Below are 23,798 nucleotides of genomic sequence, written 5' to 3'. Positions count from 1 at the left end.
GTTTCGAGGAATTACAAGATAAAGTTCAGTCGTTATTGACCACTCAAAATGTACCTTATGCGATCAAAATTGAGGGAACTTGGGCAGAGATCACTTTGGGAGGTGCAGATCCCGTTTCTCCGGAAGATACGACTGAGCTTGCAACATTAATGAAAGTGAGACCTCAGTACAAGGCAAAAAATGTTAAAGGAACAATGGTGGGTTATTTTACGCCATCTTTATTAAGTAACGTTGATCTTTCACCGTTTCATTTTCATTTTATTTCGGATGATAGAAAATTTGCGGGGCATCTGATGTCGGGAAATCTTGTAAACGCGGAAATTAGAATTTATCTTAATGAAAAAAGCGGTTATGATATCGAATTACTACGTGAAAACAATCGCTTCCGTCAGTTGAAGTTTCAAGGTAAAGAATCTTCTGCTATTTACTAACTTTATATAAAATAATTATTATGGCAAAAACATATCCGGCGTTAGAAACTGCAGAGCAGGAAGATGGCACGTACAGCTCAACAATTGTAGAAAAGCAAATTGAGGATATTCCTGATGGGAAAGTATTGATAAGAGTCGAATACAGTTCTCTGAATTACAAAGATGCATTATCTGCCAAAGGAAACAAAGGGGTGACAAGAAACTATCCCCACACTCCGGGAATTGATGCCGCGGGAACGGTTGAAGTTTCCTCTTCGTCACTCTGGAAAAGTGGAGATCAGGTGTTGGTAACAGGTTTTGATTTGGGAATGAATACCAACGGAGGATTCGGGCAGTACATTGTTGTTCCTGAAAGCTGGATTATTAAACTACCGGAAGGTCTTACAGCTAAAGAAGCGATGATTTATGGTACTGCTGGTTTTACTGCAGGTCTTTCTGTCCAGGCATTGCTTCGCAATGGAATCACGCCAGAAAAAGGAACTGTTGCAGTTAGTGGATCTACCGGAGGAGTCGGTTCGGTGGCAGTTGCTATTTTAGCAAAATTAGGATTTCAGGTGACGGCAATCAGCTCAAAAGAAGAAGCAATTCCTTTTTTGAAATCGTTGGGTGCAGCTGAGATTATTTCAAGACAGGATTTTGAAGATAAAAGCGGTAAAGCGTTGCTTAAACCCCATTTTTCGGCGGCTATTGATACAGTGGGAGGAAATATTTTGGCAACTTTAATCAAAAGTCTCCATTATGAAGGAGTGGCGACAACCTGCGGAATGGTAGGCGGTGGGGAACTTAATACAACCGTTTTTCCTTTTATTCTTAAAGGAATTCAACTCATCGGAATTGACAGTGTGGAAATTCCCTTGGAAAAGAGAATTCCTGTATGGAAAAATCTGGGAACTGATTGGAAACCTCAACAGCTCAACGATTTAGCAAAAATAATAAGTCTTGAAGAACTGCCCGAATATATTGATAGAATACACAGTGGGAAAATGCAGGGGAGAGCGGTGGTGAAACTTTAAGATTATAATCGTTTTAATTTTGTATTAATTGGTAATCCAATAAATTATTACTAAAAATGGCGCCAACTGAAGACTGTTGGCGCCATTTTAAAAATTTGTGACCTTAACCAGCACATCTTCGAACACTCTTACAGATGATTTGATTAGAGCTAAATTAAACAAGAATTGAAAAGCTCTTATCATTTTGGAAAATCTATTAAAAATCTTATTTACTTTAATTTGTCGCATTTTTACAAAGTACAGGTAGTTGAGTAAAAGTAAATTTGCAGAAATATTAAAATTAAAATCAATGCGAAAATTATCACTTTTCATTGCTATGAGTTTAGATGGCTACATAGCAAAACCAAACGATGACCTGAGTTTTTTGAAAATTGTAGAAAAAGAAGGGGAAGATTACGGTTACGCGGACTTTACTTCCCAAATTGATACAGTAATAATCGGCAGAAAAACCTATGATTATGTACTTAAAGAAATCGGCCCATCTCATTATGACAATGGTCAGCGGGATATTTACGTTATCACAAGAACTGAAAGACAAAAAGTGGGCAGAACGACTTTCTATACAGGAGATATAACAGAATTAATCAACCATCTAAAGTCCGAAGAAGGAAAAAATATATATTGTGACGGTGGTGCCCAAATTATAAATGAGCTATTGAAACATTATCTGATCGACGAGTTTACAATTTCGGTGATCCCGATTTTATTAGGTGGCGGAACAAGGCTTTTTAAAGACGGAAGACCGGAACAGGCGCTTGAATTCATTACAGCAAAAACATTTGAAACAGGATTGGTACAGCTGAAATATGAACGAAGAAAATAATTAATTTTCTAAGAGGGAAAATTCCGTAGAAGTGTAAAATTTTTAAGAATTTAATATATATTTTAGTATCTAAAATTTTGTACATGCTTAAAGACTTTGAATTTTATCTTTTCCTGGTTTTCTTAATTACGATGCTCATCATGCTGGCTAATAAGATTAAAGTTGCATATCCGGTTTTACTGGTTTTGGCAGGACTAGTCATAAGTTTTATTCCCGGAGTACCACCTATTAAGATAGAACCCGAATTATTATTTATCATTTTTTTGCCTCCGTTACTGTATGAAGCGGCATGGTCAACCTCTTGGAAAGAACTGTGGCGATGGCGCAGGATTATCTTCAGCTTTGCTTTCGTAGTCGTTTTCTTTACGGCACTCTCAGTTGCTGTTTTTGCCAATTATTTTATTCCGGGATTTTCTCTGGCTCTTGGTTTTTTGCTGGGTGGTATTGTTTCGCCACCGGATGCAGTGAGCGCCGGAGCAATTTTAAAGTTTGTAAAAGTTCCGAAAAGGCTGGCTTCCATTCTTGAGGGTGAAAGTTTGCTGAATGATGCTTCTTCGTTGATCATTTTCAGGTTTGCAATGATTGCTGCTGCAACCGGACAGTTTGTCTGGCATGAAGCAGCCGGAAGTTTTGTATGGATGTGCTTCGGAGGTTTGGGAATCGGACTTTGTATTGCGTATGTTTTTTTGAAAATGCATAAAATATTGCCTACTGACGCCAATATAGATATACTGCTGACCTTTATTGCACCATTCTCCATGTATTTGGCGGCAGAACAGCTTCATGCGTCCGGAGTTTTGGCAGTGGTTACTGGTGGGTTGTTTCTTTCTTACCGCAGTCATGATTTTTTAAGCAGTGCGTCGCGAATACGTACGGTAACGGTTTGGGAAAGTTTTTGTTTCCTGTTGAACGGGATTGTTTTCATGCTGATCGGTTTAGACCTGCCGGAAATTGTTTCAGGATTGGGCGAAACAGATATTTACACTGCCATCGGTTACGGAATTGCAGTCACCGTAGTGCTTATTATTGTCAGGATTTTAGCTGGGTATGGGGCACTCATTACAACCCTAGTGATGAGAAATTTTATTACTGTTGCCGATCCGCAGTCACCAGGATGGCAGACTCCTTTAATTATTGGATGGACCGGGATGAGAGGGGTAGTTTCTTTAGCGGCAGCGCTTTCCATTCCCTTGACTTTAGATGACGGCTCTCCGTTCCCACAAAGAAATATGATCCTTTTTATTACTTTTATCGTGATTCTGTTGACGCTGCTTTTACAGGGACTTACTCTTCCTTTTTTACTTAAAAGATTTCCGCCGGTAGACAGGGATTTCATAAGAAGTGCAAAAGAGATCGATTATGAAATTCTAAACAATCTGGCAAAAGTAGCCATTGATAAAATCCGAAGTGATTATGCAGACAAAATAGAAAGTTTTCCGGCTTTGAAAGATCAATTGCAGAAATACGAAAACCAGTTGAGCAGTTCTGAAATCATTCTGAATTATGAGGAATACAGACGTATTTATATTGACATACTCGACGCTCAAAGAAGCTGGCTTATCAACAAAAACCGCGAAGAACTTTTACTGGATGAAAATATTATCAGGAAGCACCTGAGACTATTGGATTTGCAGGAAGAAAGACTGAATATGAAAGGTTAATTTCGTTGTAATATTATTTTAAGTTTTTGAATAAAAAGAGTCCGTCTCACCACTCGTGAACGGACTTTTTTTGATATTGTCGATCCTTATTTTCAGAGAAAAGTTTTCTGATAAACGATTCTCAGACTTATACCATCAGGTTTTAGAAATACATTTTTGTGTATTTTATTCTGTCACTTTTAAGTGCTGGATTTTTCCGTCCGCAATTTCAAAATGAAATTTTAAAATAATCGGACTGCCCGGAAATGTTCCTGAAATTTTTGCTGATAAAATATTTTCTTTTTCATCATAATCTACAGGTTCCATAGTCGCTTTATAATCTTTGTTGGATTTGTCGATCCATTGTTCGATTTCTTTTTTCCCTGTATGGGTTTTGCCTTCATCAAAAACTACGGCTGTTTCTGCAAAACATTGTGCATAAGCAGCACTATCAAAATTATTCTGTGTTTTTACTAACTCGCTGATTACATTTGGTAAGTTCATATTTTCTATTTTTTTTTAATGATTATTAAATGGTTGGTACGGTTCCGCCATCGATTACATATTCTGTTCCTGTTAAATAGCTGGCTCTTGGTGAAACCAGAAAGCCTACAAATTCTGCAACTTCGGCAGGCTCAGCAGGTCTTCCGAAAGGAATTCCTCCCAATGCATCCATTACGCCCTGTTGCGCTTCTTCTACCGTACTGTTCGAATTTCTTGCAATTTCACCCAGCCAGGCTTCCGATGCTGTGGTATTGATCCATCCTGGAGAAACCGCCAGTACACGAACACCTTTAGGCGTAACTTCGTTTGATAAGCTTTTGCTGTAGTTTCTCAGTGCTGCTTTTGCAGCTGCGTAAGGCAAAGTAGAATCGTATAGAGGCAGTTTACCTTGGATAGAAGCGATGTGAATAATAACACCCGTTTTTCGCTCGATCATTTGCGGTAAAAATCCCCTGTCCAGCCGAACCGGAGCCAAAAGATTAGCCTGTAGTGTTGATTCCCAATCTTGATCATTAAGCACGGCAAACCCGCCTGCAGGAGTAGATGATCCCCCAAGGTTGTTAACCAGAATATCCAGTCTTCCGTAGCCCGAAAGCACTTCGCTGATTACTTTTTGGGTGCCTTCTGCTGTACTCAGATCTGCTGAAATGAAATGCAGATTGCTGTTTTCTTGTTCAGGGGCATTTCTTGCGGTAATAATAACCGTTGCGCCAGCCTGTAGCAGTCTGTCTGCAATGGCTTTTCCTGCTCCTTTCGTACCTCCTGTTACCAATGCAATTTTGCCTGATAACTCATTGTTGTAATTAAATTGTTCCATTTTTTAGATTTGTTTTATAGGACAAAATTGGGGTATAAAAACAGTTCATACAAGTACGGAATTACGATTCATATAGGGATAAATTATTCCCCTATTGCACAAATCGGAACATACGCTTACTTTTACATTATGTATGAGAGAAAAATAATTCCGAATCTGAATTGTGGTCTTGACCTGATCGGTGAAGTGCTGTACGGCAAATGGAAAATCCGTCTTCTTTGGTTTATCAATCAGGGACATAAAAGACCGAGCGAATTACAGCGTAAAATTCCTGATGCATCGCGAAGAGTTTTAAATATCCAGCTAAAAGAGTTGGAAGATCATGAGTTGGTTACGAAGAAAATCTACCCTGTTGTACCCCCAAAAGTAGAATATAGCTTAACTGAGTTTGGTGAAAGTCTGATCCCAGTTGTAGGCGCTTTGGGACAGTGGGGAGATCAGCATGAAGAACGGTTAAGAACCTTAATTTTAAAGAGAATCCAGGGATCGGTGGATCCGGAGGAAGATTAAAGTTCTCTTTGCGATACTTTATTCAATCGAGATTATTTTTTTCTGAGATTTCTCTTATTTTATACAAAAAACACCTCTGTGTTCGTTTCTGAGATTTGATTTTTATATAAATTATTAAAAATGAATAATTTGTATTTATTTCTGATGTTACTTCTGTTTAATTCTATGATTTGATAATTTTTTTTGAATAAGCAAATGACTTAAAGAAATTACTTTAAGTAAATTTTCTATAAGTAGTGATATATAATATTTGTAATTTTGCAGTATCGATAAAATCATTTTTTTAAAAAAATATTTTTAAAAATATTGTAATGATATTTATTTTATTTTAAATATTTTAGTCGTTATTATGACAAAGTATATCATTCCTGATAATGAGATAGGAAGATTGAAAAAATTAGAATTTTTCGATCTCCTGAATTTTGGCAAAGACCCTCAATTTGATGTTTTTGTAGAAACCGCATGTCTTATCGCCGATTGTCCCGCATCTCTAATTTCGATCATGGAAAGCGAGACACAGACTATCCAAAGTTGTATAGGCATGGAGATCGATTCTGTAGAAAGAGAAAATACGGTTTGCCAGTATTCAATAGCAAGCGGAGAGGTTGTGATCATTAATGATACCCTGCTGGATGACAGATCCAGAAACAACCCTTTAATTCTTGAAGGAGGAATACGGTTTTATGCAGGGATACCATTTATTGATGACGAAGGTTTTGCGCTGGGAACAATCTGTGTGATTGACTATAAACCCAGAACTATAACAGACAGTCAGATTACAGCACTTAAAAAGCTTGCAGATGTTATTGGTAAGCTTTTAACGGCTAAGAGAAAGACCATTTATGCAGAATATTTTCAGCAGCTCTTTAATATATCCAATAATCTGATCTGTGTTTTGGATGAAGAATTGAAACTTAAAGATTTCAATCCCGTAGTCGAAAAAATATTCTCTTTACAAAAAGAAGATGCGTTCGGGCTCGGTTTCAGCCAGATTTTCGGCGAAGACAATAACGAACAACTTTCAAAGCTTAAAGGTTTTCCGAAAAGTTCCAACGAAGTATCTTTTACTACCTCTACAATCATTGAAGACGGCAGTTCTGTGATTGTAGAATGGGTATTGAAACCCAATAAGGAACTTTCTGAGATTTTCTGCTTCGGAATCAATATTACTGAGCAAACGGAAGAGAAACGTCAGTTGGAAAGCTCCGAAAGACGTTTCAGGAGTTTCTTTGAAAATGCCATCGGTTTGATGAGTATGCATGATATGGAAGGCAATATTCTGGCTGTTAATGAAAAAGGAAGAGAAACATTGCATTATTCTGAGAATGAGGTTAAAGATCTTAATCTTAAAGATCTGGTTCCCGAACAGAACTGGCCGGCTTTAGAACAATATCTGGAGCGCATCAAAAAGAACGGAGAGGATTTTGGAAATATGATTCTGAAAACCAAAGAAGGGGAAGAACTTATTTGGATGTATCATAACCTTGTTGAGCTGGATGAGGAGGGTAAACCTTATGTTGTAAGCACAGCACTGAATGTCACCGAAAGGATGACTCTTGAAAAGGATTTGATATATACTAAGAAAATGTTGGAGCAGACCAGCTCGGTAGCACAGGTAGGCGGCTGGGAAGTCAATCTTGTAAAAAACACGGTGTTCTGGTCTCAAAGTACAAAAGAGATTCATAAAATAAAAGATAATTTTCAGCCGAATTTCGAAAATGCTATCGGTTTCTATGAAGAAGAAAGCAGGGAAAGGGTAAGATTCTTATTCAACAGAGCGGTGACAGAGGGAATTCCGTACGATGAGGAATTTCAGCTTATCCGTAACGACGGCGTTATGATCTGGGTAAGGGTGAAAGCAATTCCGGAGTTCGAAAATGGAGTCTGCAACAGGGTTTTTGGTATTATTCAGGATATAGATGTTTTCAAAAAAATGTTCCTTGAAATTACCAAAAATGAAGCGATGATGCAGTCGTTTGTTACGTATGTTCCGGTTGCTGTGGCGATGTTTGATAAAGATCTTAATTATATTTCTGTAAGCAGTAAATGGAGAGATGATTTCAACATGAATGAAAAGGATATTATCGGAAAGAATCTTTTTGTAATATCTCCCAATGTTCCTGAAGAACGAAAAGAAATTTATCGTGCGGCTTTGCAGGGAAAAACTTACATTAATGAAGATTTTGCAATCAGTATTGATGGTAAGGAAGAAATACAGCATTTTGATCTTAAGGTGGGCCCTTGGTATCTTTCGGATAATGAAATAGGAGGGGTCATTGTGTCTGTACAGAATATTACCAACGCTGTACATATTAATGAAGAGCTTAAAAATGCAAAAAAAACCGCTGATACCGCAAGCAAGGCAAAATCAGAGTTTCTTGCGAATATGAGCCATGAAATCCGGACTCCTTTAAACGGAATCATAGGATTCTCTGATCTTCTTTTAAGAACTCCACTCAATGAAATTCAGAATCAATATCTTAACTATATTAATGAATCCGGGGAAAATCTTCTCAGTATTATTAATGATATTCTGGATTTTTCTAAAATAGAATCCGGTAAAATGGATCTTCTGATAGAGAAAAGCGATGTTTATGATATGGTGAGCCAGGTTATTAATGTCATTCTGTACCAGTCTCAGAAAAAAGATATAGAGCTTCTTCTTAATATAGAACCCGGACTTCCGAAAGCACTGTTACTCGATGAATCCAGATTAAAGCAAATCCTTATCAACCTTCTCGGTAATGCCGTTAAATTTACACAAGAGGGCGAGATTGAGCTGAAAGTCGAAAAGCTTCGTATGGATAGTCAAAATATTACTCTGCGGTTTTCTGTAAGAGATACGGGAATAGGCATCCCTGTCGAAAAACAGAAGCATATTTTTGATGCTTTTACTCAGGAAAACAGTTCCATCAGCAAACGTTATGGAGGAACCGGTCTTGGTCTTACCATATCAAACAATATTCTGGGCTATATGGGAAGTCAGCTGTCGCTGATCAGCACCCCTGAAAAAGGTTCTGTGTTTTTCTTCGACATTGAAATTCCTTACGAAATATCAGAAATAAGAGAAGATGATGATCTCACGATAAAGAAAGTGCTGGTGGTGGATGATAATGAAGCCAACAGAGTTATTCTTCAGCATATGCTTACCTATAAAAATATAGAAGCTACCTTGGCTTCCAACGGAATGGAAGCTTTACAGATACTGCTGAAAGGAGAACGTTTCGATGTCATCCTGATGGATTATCATATGCCGGTGATTTCCGGTCTGGAAACAATTGAGAAGATCAGGACATTGTTTAAAGAACGAAATGAGACTGCACCATTGGTAATTCTTCACACTTCTTCGGAGGAGCACGATGTCATTAATTCTTTCCGTAAAGAAGACAATTCTTATTTTCTCTTAAAGCCCATAAAATCTGATGATTTGTATAAAACACTCAAACGTGTTGCACAGAGTAGCGTAACAGAAGTTCTTGTTAAAAAGCATTCTGAAAAAGACCAGTTCCTTTTTATGAAAGAGCTTGATGTTCTTTTGGTAGACGATAATCCTGTAAATATGATTCTGAATAACAGAATGATGAAATCTCTTGTGCCCGATGCAAATTTAACGGAAGCTGTCAATGGTCTTGAAGCACTGGAAGCATGCAAGAATAAGAATTTCTCTATTATACTGATGGATGTGCAGATGCCTGTAATGAACGGTATTGAGGCTACGCGGCAGATTCGTCTCTTACCGGGATATAAAGATGTACCCATCATTGGTGTTACAGCCGGAAACGTGTTGGGAGAAAAAGAAAAATGTATAGACTCGGGAATGAATGATTTTCTTCCAAAACCTCTCAGACAATCAGATCTCTCAGAAATGCTCAAAAAATATATTGCTGTTGAAGAAGATAAAGATATAATTGAAGAATCTGGAGGAGTAAAGGAGAAATACATCGATATGGATATGCTGAACGACCAGACTGGTGGTGATGAAGATTTTAAAGAAATATTTTTAAATCTTGTGATTAACGAGCTGATCCAGACAAAGGATAATATTGGGAATGTGGTGGCAGAAAAAAATACAGCCGATGCCAAAATGATTCTTCACAAGCTTAAAGGAACTGCCGGAACTGCGGGTCTTTTCAGACTTTCAGAATGTGCATTGAAATGGGAGAAAAAAGCTGATGAAAATATAGATTTTTCAGCCATGGAGAAAGAAATAAAAGAAGAGATCACAATAGGATTGGATATAATAAAAAGTTTAATACAATAAAATCAAAAGCTATGTTAATTTTGATTGCCGAAGATGACGAACTGATTCTCAAAACAATTGAGCATAAATTATTAAAAGAAGGGCATGAAGTTATTTTAACCCGCAATGGTAAAGAAGCCATCGAAACCTTAAAAGAAAAAGATGTTGATCTGGCAATTACCGATATTATGATGCCTTTTGCTTCAGGAATTGAGATTCTTTCTGCAATACAGTCGATGGGAAAACAGATTCCGGTGATCATGCTTTCAAGTATGGGGCAGGAAGAGGTGGTGCTTAACGCTTTTGATCTCGGAGCCTCAGATTTTATTGTAAAACCATTTAGCCCTAATGAATTAATGCTGAGAATTAAAAGATTCATTCCAAAATAGAATATATGCTAATTTCTTCGGTACATTTTCTTTTTATTGTCTTTATGGTAATGCTGTCCCTGGTAATGGTCTTGGTAATGGTGGTGCTTATTTATAATTTTGTTGAATATAAACAATCTGCAAGAACAACGACTTGGTCGGGTATTATTAACCAGAAAATATCTGATGCCATAGTCTATGATAAAGATGAAATGCCGGTTAATCCTCAATTTAATATTCTGGCTTTAAGAAAACCTTTCAGGAATCTCTTTCTTCAAAGGTTAGTCGATTCAGAAAAAAAGTTTTCGGGAGCTGCAAAAAATAAAATCAGAGATTTATTTAAAGAATACAGTCTCCGTGATGTTGCAATGGATAAGCTCAGTCAGAAAAAACTCCATCTGATAGCACAGGGAATTGGTGAGCTTGCGGTAATGGATCAGAAAGAGGCGGTACCCAAGATTTCTCTGTTTTTGTCTCATCCTTCCTATCAGGTTTATCTGGAGGCTCAATATGCGATGGTAAGGCTGAAAGGTTTTGAAGGTCTATATTTCTTAGATATTCTTTCAGCAAAGATATCAGAATGGCAACAGCTGAGGCTGCTTCTTTCCATTTCTTCTTTACCGCCAGATGCTGATTTTGCAATAGGAAAGTGGCTTGAAAGCACCAATGATTCGGTAGTGATTTTTACCCTTAAATTAATAAAAAAGTTTCAGCTTCTTTCTTTTTATTCTAAAATTAAAGAATTGCTCAGCACATCTTCTGTGGAGATTAGGATAAAAGCCATACAGACCCTAATGTCACTCGAAAATCCTGAAACGGTTGCCTACCTTTCTACAATATACAATGAGCAGCCGGACGATGTTCGGGTTGAAATCCTTCGTGTCATAAAGTGGTCGAAAGATCACTGCTGTACAGATTTGCTGAAGAAAGAGCTTTTCGAGGGCAATACTTCTGGAATAAAGGTTAATGCCGCTCAGGCACTTTACGAATTGGGATATAGTGGATATTTATCGGAGCTTTCCGGTCAGGAAGAATTGTCGGAAGAATTAATTCAAATTGTTAAATACGCACTGCAGGAAAAAGTATGTTAGAATTTTCACACATTGCCTACGAAACGGTCATCTGGCTTTATCTCCTGTATGGAGCGGCTGTTGCCATTATTTACGGCTGGATAGGTGTTTATGCATTTGGAGCGGTTTTACGGTATAAAAAAGAAAATGTATTTACAGACTACAGCATCATTGCTTCCAATCCCGATGCTCCAGTTTTTAGTCTTCTGGCTCCGGCTTACAATGAAGGAATGACTATTGTAGAAAACGTAAGATCTCTGCTTTCCCTTTATTACCATAACCTTGAAATTATCATCATTAATGATGGAAGCAAGGATGATTCTATGCAGAAGCTGATTGAAGCCTACGATCTGGAATGTATATCTTATTTTGTGCAGGGAAAAATTGAAACCAACAAAATCAGGGGAATCTATAAAAGTAAAAATCCGGCTTTTAAAAAACTGATTTGTGTTGATAAAGAAAATGGTGGAAAGGCAGATGCCTTAAATGTGGGAATTAATGTTTCTTCGGGAGACTATCTCGTGTGTATTGATGTAGACTGTATTCTTGAGCAGGATGCAATTCTTAAACTGGCAAAGCCCTTTCTGGAACAGACCGAGAAAAAAGTTATTGCCTGTGGAGGAGTGATCCGTCTTGCCAACAACTGCGTCATCGAGGACGGAAAAGTTGTTAGTGTAAATATGCCGAAAACATTATTGGGAAGGACACAGGCACTGGAATATATAAGGGCTTTTGTATTGGGAAGAATGGCGTGGTCGCGTGCTTCAGGATTAATCCTGATCTCAGGTGCATTTGGTGTTTTTGACCGGAAAATAGTGCTGGAATGTGGCGGTTATGATAAAAGTACCGTGGGCGAAGATATGGAACTTGTAGTAAGAATGAGACGGTACATGGAAGAACGTAAGGAGCCTTACGAAGTGATTACCATTCCCGATCCTCTTTGCTGGACAGAAGTTCCGGAAACTAAAGATATCCTGAAAAAACAGAGAAACCGATGGATGCGCGGTACTATAGAAACGCTATGGAAACATCGAAAGCTGATGCTGAATCCTAAATACAAAAAGCTCGGGATGATAAGCATTCCGTATTGGTTCTTTTTTGAGTTTTTGGGTCCTTTGGTAGAATTTTCAGGCTATATTGTTTTTATCATTTTTCTTCTTTTAGGAATCATCAATTGGTCTTTCTTTTTCATTTTATTCGCATTGGTAATTTCTATGGGCTTTCTGTATTCCGTGTACGGAATTTTGGTAGATATGGTAAGCCATCAGGTGTATAGCAAGAGAAAAGATTTTCTTTCTCTAATTATCACTGCTTTTTCGGAGCCTTTTTACTTTCATCCGATTACCGTGAGGGCAGGAGTGAATGGATTTATAGATTATTTTAAAAAATCTCATGGCTGGGGAGAGATGACAAGACAGGGCTTCAGCCAGAGCACAAAGAATTTACCTTTAAAAGAAAAGATCTGGGCAATTTTGAAAAACCGGCTTAGAAAATGGGGTGCTTTAGCAACAGTATTCAGCATTCTTTTCCTCTTGGGAATCACTGCCGAGTGGCTTTGGTATCGGTTTGTCTTTACAAAAGTAGATTCATCTGCTATTGCCGGATCACTTTTTCTGGGTAATGTACTTTTTATGTTTGAATTGATGTTTGGTTTCGGCATTATCTATCTTATCCTGAATTTCATCAAGGAAAGCTGGGCAAAAACGTTAGCCATAATCAGTTGTGGATTAGTGGTTGTTGTGCATTATCTTCTGTTTCTGTATTTTTCAGAATCTGGAAATTTGCTTGGTGCAGATCTTATCTATTACAGCAAGGCAGAACTGAAACAGATCCTTCAGGCAAGCGGAATGCTTACTATAAAAAATTACGCGTTATTGGCAATTTTATTGGCAATATCATTAGTTCCCTTATTTATGTCGGGGCGTTCGGGTTTCAAATCTATTTATCCGGGAATCGGCTTTTTATCATTAGGACTGATTGCTTTTTTTGTTCCCACAGATGTTTTAGGATTAAATAATTTAAATGAATTTAATCAAAGCGCTGCCAAAAGCAAATGGGCTTATTTTTTTAAAGCCAATGAAGAAAATTTCATCACCAATCATCCTGAAATTACAGAATTCCTTAATGATGAAGAAGGCTTTGGAGCCAACAGCAATATGCTGAATGAGAACTATCCTTTCTGGAGAAAAGAAGATACACAGGATTTTCTGGGTCAGTATCTGAATAAGTCTGAAGAAACTCCTAATCTTGTATTTGTGGTTTTGGAAGGTTTTGGCCATGCTTATACATCACCTAAAGGCTACAGCGGGAATTTCACCCCTTTTCTAAATTCTCTTTCCCAAAAAAGTCTTTTTTGGGAAAATGCACTGAGCTCTGCCGGCAGAACTTTTGCTGCACTGCCTTCACTTACAGGATCTTTACCTTTCGGAAAAAATGGTTTCCTTGAGATTAAAGAAACGCCTGATCATTTTAATCTTTTCAATGTACTAAAATCAAACGGCTTCGAAACGGGCTTTTACTACGGTGGAAATCTTGTTTTTGACGGATACAGAGAATATTTGGAATATAATAGAGTAAATAATATTGTGGATATCGCTTCTTATGGCGCCTCTTACCGCAGGCTTCCTGTAAATGATGATAATGAAAGCTGGGGCTACGAAGATCAGGCCGTATTCAGAAAAATGCTTGAAAAACAGAAGGTTCAGACACAACCATATTTTAACATGATTCTCACACTTTCTACGCATCAGCCTTTTTTAATTAATAATAAAGATTATTATGAAAAGGTATATGATGAAAGAATGAAATCCAATGTTTTGACCTCCGAACAGAAGAAATGGGCCGCAGGATATAAAAAACAATTGGTCGCTGTGTTAAATGCGGATGATGCTTTGAAAAACTTTTTCGAAAATTACAGTAAAAGACCGGATTTTGCCAAAACTATTTTCTTCATCACGGGAGATCACAGCATGCCGGAGATTCTTCTTCAGTCTAAAATAGACAGATTCCATGTACCGATGATGATTTATTCGCCTTTATTGAAAGAGCCGAAAAGATTCCAGAAAACAGTAAGCCATTTTGATATCGCACCTTCTATTTTAGCATATTATCGAAAAAATTACAACCTGCACACTCCGTCTACGGTAGCGTGGATAGGTAAAGGGCTTTCTCCGGATTCCGAGATCAATAAAAATGATATTCCGATTATGCAGAGTAAGAGTCTTTTAACGGATTTCGTTTCAGAAAAGTATTATTTGCATGATGGAAACCTTTTCGTATTAAATAATTCGGACGAAGAGGTTCTGAACAACTCTAAGATTTTCAAAATGGTCAGCGGTCGTTTTGATCAGTTTAAAAGAATGAATTCTAAATTTTATCAGACTAAAAAACTGATCCCCGATTCCGTATACACTCATTTTATGAAAAAAGAAGTCAAATAAATGGATTAAAACTTTCGGGTATATCCCAACGTAATGTCAAATTGATTTCCTTTTTCATTCGGTCTGTATTCCTGATTGTAGTACATGGTTCCGACTGAAAACAGATTTCTTTTAATCGAGAAATTGTATTCGCCGCCTATTTTAAAAGTTTTAAGCTTAAAGGTTTCGTTTTCCAGAAGATTGTTTCGGGATTCTTCAGGACTGATTCCCGTGCCGATCTGAAAAGCAAAATAATCCTGCGCACTTTTTGTGTAATAGCGAACTGTTCCCGTATAAGAATGGGAAATATTTTTATTATCAGGCGTAAGGTAAGTTCGGATATTAAACCAGAAGTTTTTGTAATATTTTCCTACTGAAGCCGTGTACATCCAGATATTATTGCTGAAATAAAGCTGTCTGTAGCCGATTTCTGCTTCAAAACTGTGCGGAAGATTGGCATTCAAAGAAACTCCGGTGCGGTAATTTGGGAAAATGCCAACATTATTAGAATAGGCCCCACCTACGTAAAGATAAAATATCTTAGATAATCTTGGATAGGCTTCCAGCTCAATCTGAGTGCCGTTTTCAGCAAACTTATTTGCATAATTAGCTCTTACAATAAAAGATCCGATGGGAGTCACCCTTTTGTATCCTACCCCTACAATATGCCAGTCATCAGTAAACTGTTTATCAAAATGCGAATAGTTGTAGGTAATATTTATAGCATTTTTAGATATGAAGTCACTAATTTTTACCGCAAGGTTGTTGGCTTCCGTATTCTTTGGATTAATCGCTAAAAGATTTTTAACCGCTTTTTCGGCTTCTGTGTATTCTTTACCAGCGTAATATGCTTTTGCCTTTAGGAGCCAGAGCGCTTCAGACTGAGGATGATAGGTAAGTCCTTTATCAATAATTTCTACCGCCTTCATATTGTCATCATTCCAGTATTCCAAAGATGCATACGCAATAAAATAATCTTCGTCCTGAACATTTTTATCAGAAAGTTTTTGGAAAACAGCTCTGGCTGCAGCTGTATCTTTGTTCCATGTGTATAATCTCCCTAAAAAAACGGATATGTCTGTATAATCGGGTGCTTTTTGCAAAGCCTGTTTTGCGATCTCTATCGATTTGGAATAGTCTTTTTCTTCGAATGCTGTAGTTCTGGCTTTCGCAAATAGTTCGTCTGCCGAAAGATCCTGACTGTACGCCTGAAAGGGAAGTATTAATAATAGCAAAAATCCAAAATGTCTTCTCATTGAAATTAGCTGAATGATATTAAACAAATATATTGAACTTTTACAAGTTTAGAAGATATTATTTTCTAATATTATAAAGTTATTACTCGTTGTGCATTATGAATAAAAAGAATAAGTTGTTCATTTGATTGAAAATAGGTAAATTATTTTTGATTCAAAAAATTGAAATTGAGAACATTGTGATCGAGTTAAGAAAGAATCTTGGAAGTTTTAAGAAAGTATCAACTGAAAATCTTCTGTCTTATCAAAAACGAGTACCGAAAATAAAGATTTGGAATTAGTTAGTTTTGTGCTAACCGCTAATTTATGGGGATTGATAGTGAAAACCATCTGTTTCGTCATCTACCCGATACACTTATGCAAAAATAGATCGAAGTGTCTATAATCAACGCAAAAGAATTGAGACTTTTTCTCACAACTTTGCGACCGATTTATGATTGGCGTAATTACGCAAAAAGTTTTGGAGGATTTAAACCCAGATTATTAGCTAAAATAAAAGCATTAACCGTTTTACAATTTATTAACAAAGTTTACTTAATATAAATAATTTAAAAGTAAGTATTGAAGTTGTTTAAACTTATTTAGAAAGAAAGTTTCAAGAAAATTAGCAATTTTGGATTGCAATTAAAAAAAAACAATAATCTGTAACTCATCAGCAAAGATAAAATAGTGAAATGGATTTTACCATCTAAGGAAAGGAAAAAGAGGCTTTTCTAAGAAGTTTGACCGGATAAAAATAATTCAAACGATCATAAGATGTTTGAAACCGGCTGCCAGTGGAGTGAAACTTCTGTAAAATATTATTTCGGAGAAGAAAAATAAGCTGGCAAAATGTGTATTATCTTTTTAATAAATTGATCAAGGACGGCAGTTTCAGAGATATTTGGGTTCATCTTTTGAATCGTAATGGGAGATTGTTGGATATGTAGTGTGTACAACTTGACGAAAGCCAAACCCGATGCAGAATGGACGGAGAATCAACGGGATATCAAAGCATGAAATCTGCGAAAACCGGTAATATGATTTTTTCTTTGTGACAGTGATGGTTAAATGCTCTCGATGGGAAATTCCAGCGGTGGAAATCATCACGATCTACATGAAATAGAAGATGTATGGGCGAGATTGTTGAAATTTTATCAGAAGCAGAAATCTCTAAAAAGGCCTTTTTTTAAATGCAGATTCGGGATTCGACAGTGAAAATTTAAGACAGAAATTAGACAGGCAGGAAATAGTGGGGAACATTAAATTTCCGAAATGGAAAAACAGTATATACTGATTACTGTTTTGATGAAAAATTGTACGAAAACAGATTTAAAATAAAGCAGTAAAATGCTTGGTTAGACGGCTTTAAGGGCTGATAAGATTTAAACGTTGGATATTACCTTGAAGAATCTGCACTTTTTAGCATTTTGTTGAAGATTAATTAAAACATTAAAAGTTTAAACAACTTCGTTTTTTAAATCTGCTGGAATACAATAATGTTTAGATTTTCAATAAATTAAAATAATTAGTTAGTACAAAAAATAATTTTAACTTCTTAACTACTCATAAGGTAATTGGCATTACTCGATCGTAGTTCTACGACAATTTTTCAATTTCTTTGGAATTATTGTACAGGTACCACAAAACTTTTTTAATTTTATCTTTATAACGACACCCAAAACACATTATGAAAAATATTAGCACAAATGCACAAAAGATTGCAGAACATCAAATTGCTGGAATTCAGCGTGTGGTACATCTGGATATTGTGATTGAAGGAAAAATTATAAAACACTTTAAGCACTTTAAACTCGCACAAAGTGTCATAAAACATCATCAGTTTGAGCTAACCTTGGCTCATGACTCCATAGGAAACAGACAAAATCACGATTTACAGGACGCCCAAAAATTCTTGGGAAAACGCTTAACGGTTGTTTTTAAATACAAAGATGCAGAAAGCGAAGGCCCGGAAAGAATTTTCGTGGGTGTCATTACAAAGGTAGCTTACAGCCAGGAAAATATGAGTCTCGGAAATGTGATTCTAAAAGGTTTCAGCCCTACTATTCTTATGGATTCTGCTCCGCATACCCAAAGTTTTGGTGGAGAAAGACCTGTTAATACCTCTATTATTGCAGAGAAAGTCATTAAAGAAACTTTAGCATCTTATAAATTTGATCACAAAATTAATGCTCAAAATAGAAGCTACATCAACTATAGTGCACAATATAAAGAAACCCATTACAATTATTTGGCAAGATTGGCAGAGGCCTATGGTGAACAGTTTTATTATGATGGCGAAGTGCTTCACTTTGGAAAATTGCCGCCCAATGAGCATGCTATCAAATTAGTGTACGGAAGCAATGTCTCTGATATTTCAGTAGAGATAAAAGCCCTCCATACAAAACCGGAATATTTTAGCTATAACAGCAGTGATCATGTTTCGTTTAAAAGTGCTATAGCTGAAATAAAAAATCCAGGTGAGCTTGCCAATAATGCATACGAATTGAACAATAATATTTTCATTTCCAAATCGCTTGTTTCAGCACCTCTAAACGCAAATCTGTCTGTTGATTTAGATGAATCTCAAAAAAGTGCTGCAGGAAGTGCTGCCGTGGAAGTATTTACAGTTTCCGGAGAAACCTCGGTTCCTTTTTTATATCCTGGATGTCTTGCAGATTTAGAAATGAGAAAGCCAGATAGCAATCAAACTTCTTATTTCACCAAATTGATGATTACCGAAGTTTCTCACGAGGTAAATACCCGAGGGATTTACACCGGATCTTTTGAAGCAATCGCAGAAGGTACGGGCTTTTTGCCGAAACCGGAATTTACAGTTCCTATTGCTGAGCCACAAATAGCAACAGTAATATCTAATACCGATCCATTAAATCAGGGAAGAATACAGGTTCGCTTCGACTGGCAACTGAACGATACCACTCATTTCATCAGAATGATGAGCCCTGATGCCGGTGGTACTGATGTAATAACTCAAAACAGAGGTTTTGTAGCCATCCCCGAAGTTGGTGACCAGGTAATGGTAGGCTTTGAATACCATCATCCAGACTTTCCTTTTGCCATGGGAGGAATGTTTCATGGAGGTGTGGCACTTGGCGGTGGAGTAAACAACCATATCAAATCAATCCAGACCCGTAGCGGGAATAAGGTGATCTTTAATGATGAAGAGGGAAGTATTTTTATTGAAGACCCAAGTGGAAATACTTATTATATGGACGGTAAAGGTAATATTGCCGTTAACGCCCCTAATGATATGACTTTTACTGCAGGCAACAACATTAAGATGACAGCAGGCAAAGACATTACTTCAATCGCAGGGAACAGCATGTTTGCCACGGCCAATGTAAATATTGTCTCCAATGCGGGAGTCAATATGATTGATACAGCCGGAAAAGATTTAATGCAGACCGCCACAGGTAATATCCATGAATCTTCTGATATGAGATCTGAAATTTCCGAAAACGAGAGAAATATTCAGGCTAAGAAAAGCGATTCTTATGCTGAAAAAGTTACAGTTGTAAGTACTAAAGAAAATATGATTTTACAAAGCGAAAAAACCGTAAAATCCCAAAGCGGAGAGCAGGGAAATTCTCATTAGTTAAATGAAAGCTTAAAAATTTAAGTAGAGCTTAAAAAAACACCAAAATCATGGCTATTATTAAAAAAGCAAACAACATCAACATACAGGTGTCTAACAATTATACTTCGTTGAGTAAGATTTCTCATGAGGAATCGGGGGAAGTCATTATTGAGGCAACTAAACAGAATCTTGAGTTATCCAGTCAGAAACGAGCGATATTACAAGGTTTCGGAAAAGATGGAAAAGGTGATGACGGATGCAAGGAAGGGGTAATAAAAGTAGGTAATAAGCTCATTGGAAAAGCTAAAAGAGAACCGGGTTTCGGCTACGATGGAACAAAAGCTGAAGACATGTTTTTTGCAGACAGCCCTATATCATCAGCTTCTATTAAAAACGACCCAGTATTTAAATTAAGTGATGCTACATTAGGCGCATATCTCGATCAACTAATGACATCACTCTCCATTGGAGATATGGAAACAGTAGCTTTAGAGATGGCAGACCGATTTAAAAATGGAACAGGCGGCACCTATAAAAGTGATATATTAAACAAGGAAATATCCAACAATCCTGCTTTTACAACCTATCACAACAGCTTTCTCGCCGAATTAAAAGAAGAGCTTAAAAAAAACAGTTATGATCCTTCATCCATGAAAACCATTCCCATGAATTTGTTGAACTTTTCTTCTTTTTGGGATAAAGTTTCGGGATTAGGAATTACTGTACATCAGGTTTGGAGTGCAAAAGCTGAAATTCTGGATTATTCTTATAATAAATGTACCAAAATGTGGAGCGGCACCCTAAAATACACTTTCTATGATCACTTCGGTCTCGACTGGGAGGATATAAAAAAACACGGTGAAGACAGAATCCCGCAATACCATACCGGAGACTTCTTCAAAGCGTGGTACATTCTGCAACATTATAGAAGTGCAAAACCTTTTATTACAGAAATGGAAAGAACCGTTTATTTAGGAGGAAACTCAGACAGAGATTAAAATTATGATGAAAAACCTTATTATTTTATTGATATTATTCGTGGCATGTAATCAAAACAAGTCGCAAGACTTACAGCTAATTGCCTTATCACCCAAAACTTATGAGTTTAAGGCAGGAGAGAATAAAAATAGGATTGATTATTTTTATTTGGAAGGTCAGTTTTCATATAACGTTCAGGAATATGAAAAACTAAAACAGAAGATTGATGAGAAAATAGCTGCAGTGAATACTAAAAGCTATCATTTGTATTCTGTTTATATTTACAAGGAAACCAATGTCATCAACAAAGATTACAAAGGAGAAAGAGAAGCATTCGATGGGCACAACGAAGACCTTATTGCCTATGTGAGATACACTGATGGAAAAATGGATATTTTTTACCTGATTGAAAAAGCCAATGTTGTATATGATGCAGTTTCCGGCAAGAAAGAAAATTTTGAATTTGATCAATAAAAACATAGAAAAATGGCAGGTCCGGGCGTAATATTCGACAGTAAAACTCCTATTTCAAGAAAAGGAATAGAGCCAACGCAGGTGAAAAGTATTAAACTTATCTCCGATTTGGATGACGGTGCAGCTAATGACGGAAATGGAACCATTGTGGAAAAAAACGGTCTGCTATTCGGAGAGACGTATACCTTTAAAGTAGAGTCCTATACCAATGGTGATCCCAAGGATGTCAACTTGATAAAGTGGGCAGTAAGTTATACAGATAAAGAAACAGGAAAGTTTTATAAAAACGTACTGAAGGATACGTTCACCGGTGACGAGATCAGTATTACCTTTAATGATTCTAATGGATGCGGGAATGATTTAAATATTATTGCTTATATTAATGATGCGGATAACGAAGGAAAGCTCACTCAGTTTAAACATAACAGATTTCGTTTTTTCGATCGAATTAAATTATTAAATGAATTAGAAGCAAGAAAAAGAGAACCGTGGCGCATCAACCAAGATGACACCAATACATGTGGCCCCAGTGCAATTATGTATTCTTTTGCTAAAAAAGATAAAGAAAGTTATGCCACATTTATTTCTGATCTTCATAGAAAAGGCAATACTCAATTTAATAATTATAAAATAGATATTAGCAGTGATGGAGATTTGAAAGATATTGCAGATACTAATCCTAAAACAAAAGAAAACTTTCCTACTACAATGGCCTCTTGCGATTGGATTCCTAATACCTGCATTACCGATGATGAAAATGTTTTTTTCGACTTTGAAGGAAATACAAAAGAAGAGGCTTCTGCTATGACAGTTCCTTCGAGAATGAAAATGTTGAGCGAAAAATTATTAGGTTTTACTGATGTTACGGATAACACTAATTTATACTTTAGAAAAACCGGTTGGATTTGGGGCTCTACTATAGAAGATATTGTTGAACTCATGAATGCTAAAGAAGAAGGTTATGAAGTATTCTTATTAGTAAATATGGGGCTCTTTAATGATAAAATTTCTGGCGATTTTGCTTTTCCTCAACATTGGATTGTATTAGAAAATATTTCACATGCTCAAACAGATTCAGGATATATTGATATTACCATCTATACTTGGGGAAGAAACCCTAAGACAAAATACAGTTATAATAAAATAAGATATGAAGTATTCAGAACAAATTATTTCGGATATGTTAAAGCAAAATAAATTTTTATTAATCATTCTATTCTCACTGATACTTTTGATCAACTGTAGTGACAAAAATAAGGAAAAATGTAATCCCAATAGGCCTTTGTCTTTTATCAATATTTATTCTGAAAAAACAATCGGGAGTATAAAAGTATATCAATATAAAAACAATGTTTTAAAAGATAGCATGAGTTTTATTGCGGTGAAAAAGAACAATGCTGATTATGCTTTTTCGAAGGATGGCTCAGATTATTCTATTGAGTTAAAAAAGACGTATACTTTTACAGATAAGTTTAAAGTCTTAATTGATCAGAAAGAATATATTCTGAAAGATTTTAAGGTTTCACCATCAAAAGTAGGGACAAATTATCAGAAAGAAAATTTGTGTGAAGTTCAAGAATATAGTGTTAATGGTAAAGTCATGAAAAGTAATTCCGTTTTAATCTCATTGGGTAAAGATTAATATAAAATTCCTTACTATACTGTTACGATTCAAGGATTAAACAGTATCAAATTGACAAAAGTTATGAATTAAAATCTACTATTCAATATAAGGTTAATGATTTTAAGATAATATCAAGCAATAAAGGAAATAATATTTTTACAACATAAATTGTGAATCCAATGATAGAGAAGATAATATTTTAAAAATTGATTTAAAAAAATAATGTATTCAATAAAACTAAAACACTAAATGACAACTCAGGTTTCAGACATATTCCCAACTTCTACTTACTTTGTAAATGATAATTGCAAGGTAAAAATTGGCATGGAAGAGTATGAAGCAAAACTTTCTTATACTCTCTATGTGGAGACGGATAAAAAGGAAGCCAATACAATACAGATCAACAGAACCAATTTAAAAGTCAATGATCAGAAAATAGACACTAAATTCCTGGAAATCGCAAATAATTATATGGAAGCATTGTTTCCTCTTATTTGTAAAATCAATAGGTACAGCATCGTCATTGAAAATATTCCCGAGATAAGAAAAAGGATTCAAAATGCGGATATTGCCATTCATGAAATCTACAGTGGGGAGGGTGTAGAACATATCCAGACACAATTTTTTGAGGCTACGCAGACCGATGAAAAGTTAAAACATTTTATTGCTCAGTTACATTTTATAAAAGTTCTGGAATACAGCTTACAGAAATTCAATCCTGAAAATCAATTTGAAACTTCATGGACAGTACTTCCTATTGGAATGACCGAATGGAAAGGCAAAGTAAATTATCATAAAGAACAGAATACATTGTTAATTGAACCTAAAATAGATAATGCTCAGGAGATAATGAATGATATTATCCGTTACATTCACAAGCATAATTATTACGTCAGTTTTGATGAAGAAACATTACCGCTCTACGCAGATTTTCAAAGTAAAATCAGCTATACCGGAAAAACAGGAAGAATAAAAGAAGCAGAAATCTATGTCTGTATAGAAGCAGAAGAAAAATTTTATTACCAACACACGATTACCATTCAAACAAAATAAA

18 protein-coding genes and 2 pseudogenes are annotated in these 23,798 nt (G+C 36.1%); 17 read left to right on the top strand and 3 right to left on the bottom strand.

The genetic code is table 11. The features are described from left to right. The 4 genes from BUA89_RS22250 to BUA89_RS22230 form a co-directional block, all read left to right on the top strand. The coding region (locus BUA89_RS22250) for an acetolactate decarboxylase (RefSeq protein WP_143152426.1) at positions 1-431 on the top strand (431 nt) is incomplete at its 5' end. 20 nt (positions 432-451) lie between these two features. Then, complete coding sequence (locus BUA89_RS22245) at positions 452-1,444, top strand: YhdH/YhfP family quinone oxidoreductase (RefSeq protein WP_072964152.1); 993 nt, start codon at positions 452-454, stop codon at positions 1,442-1,444. Positions 1,445-1,733: 289 nt separating this feature from the next. Beyond that, positions 1,734-2,267 carry a dihydrofolate reductase family protein gene (locus tag BUA89_RS22235; protein WP_072964148.1) on the top strand — a complete coding sequence of 178 codons (534 nt, stop codon included), beginning with the start codon at positions 1,734-1,736 and terminating at the stop codon, positions 2,265-2,267. Between the two features lie 83 nt (positions 2,268-2,350). Then, entirely contained in the window at positions 2,351-3,928 is a 1,578-nt protein-coding gene (locus BUA89_RS22230) for a Na+/H+ antiporter (RefSeq protein ID WP_072964146.1), read from the top strand. Between the two features lie 165 nt (positions 3,929-4,093). On the opposite strand, the gene BUA89_RS22225 is transcribed toward BUA89_RS22230, so the two are convergent. Together BUA89_RS22225 and BUA89_RS22220 are read right to left on the bottom strand one after the other, a co-directional pair. Then, on the bottom strand, positions 4,094-4,411 hold the full coding sequence (locus BUA89_RS22225; RefSeq protein WP_072964144.1) for a nuclear transport factor 2 family protein: 318 nt from the start codon (positions 4,409-4,411) through the stop codon (positions 4,094-4,096). A 25-nt stretch (positions 4,412-4,436) separates the two neighbouring features. Then, positions 4,437-5,228 carry an SDR family oxidoreductase gene (locus tag BUA89_RS22220; RefSeq protein ID WP_072964142.1) on the bottom strand — a complete coding sequence of 264 codons (792 nt, stop codon included), beginning with the start codon at positions 5,226-5,228 and terminating at the stop codon, positions 4,437-4,439. Between the two features lie 27 nt (positions 5,229-5,255). Here BUA89_RS22220 and BUA89_RS22215 point away from each other — a divergent pair, with 27 nt between their 5' ends. The 5 genes from BUA89_RS22215 (at position 5,256) to BUA89_RS22195 (ending at position 14,856) form a co-directional block, all read left to right on the top strand. Beyond that, positions 5,256-5,738, top strand: a complete 483-nt coding sequence (locus BUA89_RS22215) for a winged helix-turn-helix transcriptional regulator (protein ID WP_228420673.1) — start codon at positions 5,256-5,258, stop codon at positions 5,736-5,738. 349 nt (positions 5,739-6,087) lie between these two features. Continuing rightward, positions 6,088-9,999 carry a response regulator gene (locus tag BUA89_RS22210; protein ID WP_072964140.1) on the top strand — a complete coding sequence of 1,304 codons (3,912 nt, stop codon included), beginning with the start codon at positions 6,088-6,090 and terminating at the stop codon, positions 9,997-9,999. A gap of 11 nt (positions 10,000-10,010) precedes the next feature. Beyond that, positions 10,011-10,367, top strand: a complete 357-nt coding sequence (locus BUA89_RS22205; protein ID WP_072964138.1) for a response regulator transcription factor — start codon at positions 10,011-10,013, stop codon at positions 10,365-10,367. A gap of 5 nt (positions 10,368-10,372) precedes the next feature. Continuing rightward, on the top strand, positions 10,373-11,437 hold the full coding sequence (locus BUA89_RS22200; RefSeq protein ID WP_143152425.1) for a HEAT repeat domain-containing protein: 1,065 nt from the start codon (positions 10,373-10,375) through the stop codon (positions 11,435-11,437). Beyond that, positions 11,431-14,856: a sulfatase-like hydrolase/transferase gene (locus BUA89_RS22195; protein WP_072964135.1), complete on the top strand. Its 3,426-nt coding sequence runs from the start codon at positions 11,431-11,433 to the stop codon at positions 14,854-14,856. Before BUA89_RS22200 ends, BUA89_RS22195 begins: the two co-directional genes overlap by 7 nt. A gap of 5 nt (positions 14,857-14,861) precedes the next feature. Here the strand turns inward: BUA89_RS22195 and BUA89_RS22190 are convergent, their stop codons facing one another. Continuing rightward, entirely contained in the window at positions 14,862-16,091 is a 1,230-nt protein-coding gene (locus BUA89_RS22190; protein ID WP_072964133.1) for a YaiO family outer membrane beta-barrel protein, read from the bottom strand. 198 nt (positions 16,092-16,289) lie between these two features. On the opposite strand from BUA89_RS22190, the pseudogene BUA89_RS23595 reads away from it, so the two are divergent. The 8 genes and pseudogenes from BUA89_RS23595 to BUA89_RS22155 form a co-directional block, all read left to right on the top strand. Continuing rightward, positions 16,290-16,489: pseudogene (locus BUA89_RS23595) on the top strand (IS982 family transposase); the annotation flags it as partial. Continuing rightward, positions 16,481-16,666 (top strand): annotated as a pseudogene (locus BUA89_RS23590) (IS982 family transposase); the annotation flags it as partial. The pseudogenes BUA89_RS23595 and BUA89_RS23590, both read left to right, overlap by 9 nt. A 1,094-nt stretch (positions 16,667-17,760) precedes the next feature. Further along, positions 17,761-19,686, top strand: coding sequence for a type VI secretion system Vgr family protein (locus tag BUA89_RS22180; RefSeq protein ID WP_072964131.1), 1,926 nt, complete (start codon positions 17,761-17,763; stop codon positions 19,684-19,686). A 50-nt stretch (positions 19,687-19,736) separates the two neighbouring features. Continuing rightward, positions 19,737-20,666: a DUF3289 family protein gene (locus tag BUA89_RS22175; protein WP_072964129.1), complete on the top strand. Its 930-nt coding sequence runs from the start codon at positions 19,737-19,739 to the stop codon at positions 20,664-20,666. Positions 20,667-20,670: 4 nt separating this feature from the next. After that, entirely contained in the window at positions 20,671-21,120 is a 450-nt protein-coding gene (locus tag BUA89_RS22170; protein ID WP_143152424.1) for a hypothetical protein, read from the top strand. A gap of 12 nt (positions 21,121-21,132) precedes the next feature. After that, positions 21,133-22,317: a hypothetical protein gene (locus tag BUA89_RS22165; protein WP_072964125.1), complete on the top strand. Its 1,185-nt coding sequence runs from the start codon at positions 21,133-21,135 to the stop codon at positions 22,315-22,317. Beyond that, the gene (locus tag BUA89_RS22160) at positions 22,301-22,762 is read left to right on the top strand and encodes a hypothetical protein (protein ID WP_072964123.1); all 462 of its coding nucleotides are present in this window, start codon (positions 22,301-22,303) and stop codon (positions 22,760-22,762) included. Before BUA89_RS22165 ends, BUA89_RS22160 begins: the two co-directional genes overlap by 17 nt. Before the next feature lie 231 nt (positions 22,763-22,993). Continuing rightward, positions 22,994-23,797 carry a hypothetical protein gene (locus BUA89_RS22155; RefSeq protein WP_143152423.1) on the top strand — a complete coding sequence of 268 codons (804 nt, stop codon included), beginning with the start codon at positions 22,994-22,996 and terminating at the stop codon, positions 23,795-23,797. Position 23,798: the final 1 nt, after the last annotated feature.

Origin of the sequence: Chryseobacterium arachidis (assembly GCF_900129245.1) — a bacterium.
Lineage (GTDB): Bacteria > Bacteroidota > Bacteroidia > Flavobacteriales > Weeksellaceae > Chryseobacterium > Chryseobacterium arachidis.
This window is presented reverse-complemented; position numbering and strand designations above follow the sequence as displayed.

Excerpts from the sequence above, each read along its gene's own strand:
- BUA89_RS22220 (WP_072964142.1), bottom strand. The coding sequence starts at position 5,228 with ATGGAACAATTTAATTACAACAATGAGTTATCAGGCAAAATTGCATTG.
- BUA89_RS22235 (WP_072964148.1), top strand. The coding sequence starts at position 1,734 with ATGCGAAAATTATCACTTTTCATTGCTATGAGTTTAGATGGCTACATA.
- BUA89_RS22195 (WP_072964135.1), top strand. The coding sequence starts at position 11,431 with ATGTTAGAATTTTCACACATTGCCTACGAAACGGTCATCTGGCTTTAT.
- BUA89_RS22210 (WP_072964140.1), top strand. The coding sequence starts at position 6,088 with ATGACAAAGTATATCATTCCTGATAATGAGATAGGAAGATTGAAAAAA.
- BUA89_RS22165 (WP_072964125.1), top strand. The coding sequence starts at position 21,133 with ATGGCAGGTCCGGGCGTAATATTCGACAGTAAAACTCCTATTTCAAGA.
- BUA89_RS22200 (WP_143152425.1), top strand. The coding sequence starts at position 10,373 with ATGCTAATTTCTTCGGTACATTTTCTTTTTATTGTCTTTATGGTAATG.
- BUA89_RS22180 (WP_072964131.1), top strand. The coding sequence starts at position 17,761 with ATGAAAAATATTAGCACAAATGCACAAAAGATTGCAGAACATCAAATT.
- BUA89_RS22175 (WP_072964129.1), top strand. The coding sequence starts at position 19,737 with ATGGCTATTATTAAAAAAGCAAACAACATCAACATACAGGTGTCTAAC.
- BUA89_RS22160 (WP_072964123.1), top strand. The coding sequence starts at position 22,301 with ATGTTAAAGCAAAATAAATTTTTATTAATCATTCTATTCTCACTGATA.
- BUA89_RS22155 (WP_143152423.1), top strand. The coding sequence starts at position 22,994 with ATGACAACTCAGGTTTCAGACATATTCCCAACTTCTACTTACTTTGTA.
- BUA89_RS22190 (WP_072964133.1), bottom strand. The coding sequence starts at position 16,091 with ATGAGAAGACATTTTGGATTTTTGCTATTATTAATACTTCCCTTTCAG.
- BUA89_RS22225 (WP_072964144.1), bottom strand. The coding sequence starts at position 4,411 with ATGAACTTACCAAATGTAATCAGCGAGTTAGTAAAAACACAGAATAAT.
- BUA89_RS22170 (WP_143152424.1), top strand. The coding sequence starts at position 20,671 with ATGATGAAAAACCTTATTATTTTATTGATATTATTCGTGGCATGTAAT.
- BUA89_RS22205 (WP_072964138.1), top strand. The coding sequence starts at position 10,011 with ATGTTAATTTTGATTGCCGAAGATGACGAACTGATTCTCAAAACAATT.
- BUA89_RS22230 (WP_072964146.1), top strand. The coding sequence starts at position 2,351 with ATGCTTAAAGACTTTGAATTTTATCTTTTCCTGGTTTTCTTAATTACG.
- BUA89_RS22245 (WP_072964152.1), top strand. The coding sequence starts at position 452 with ATGGCAAAAACATATCCGGCGTTAGAAACTGCAGAGCAGGAAGATGGC.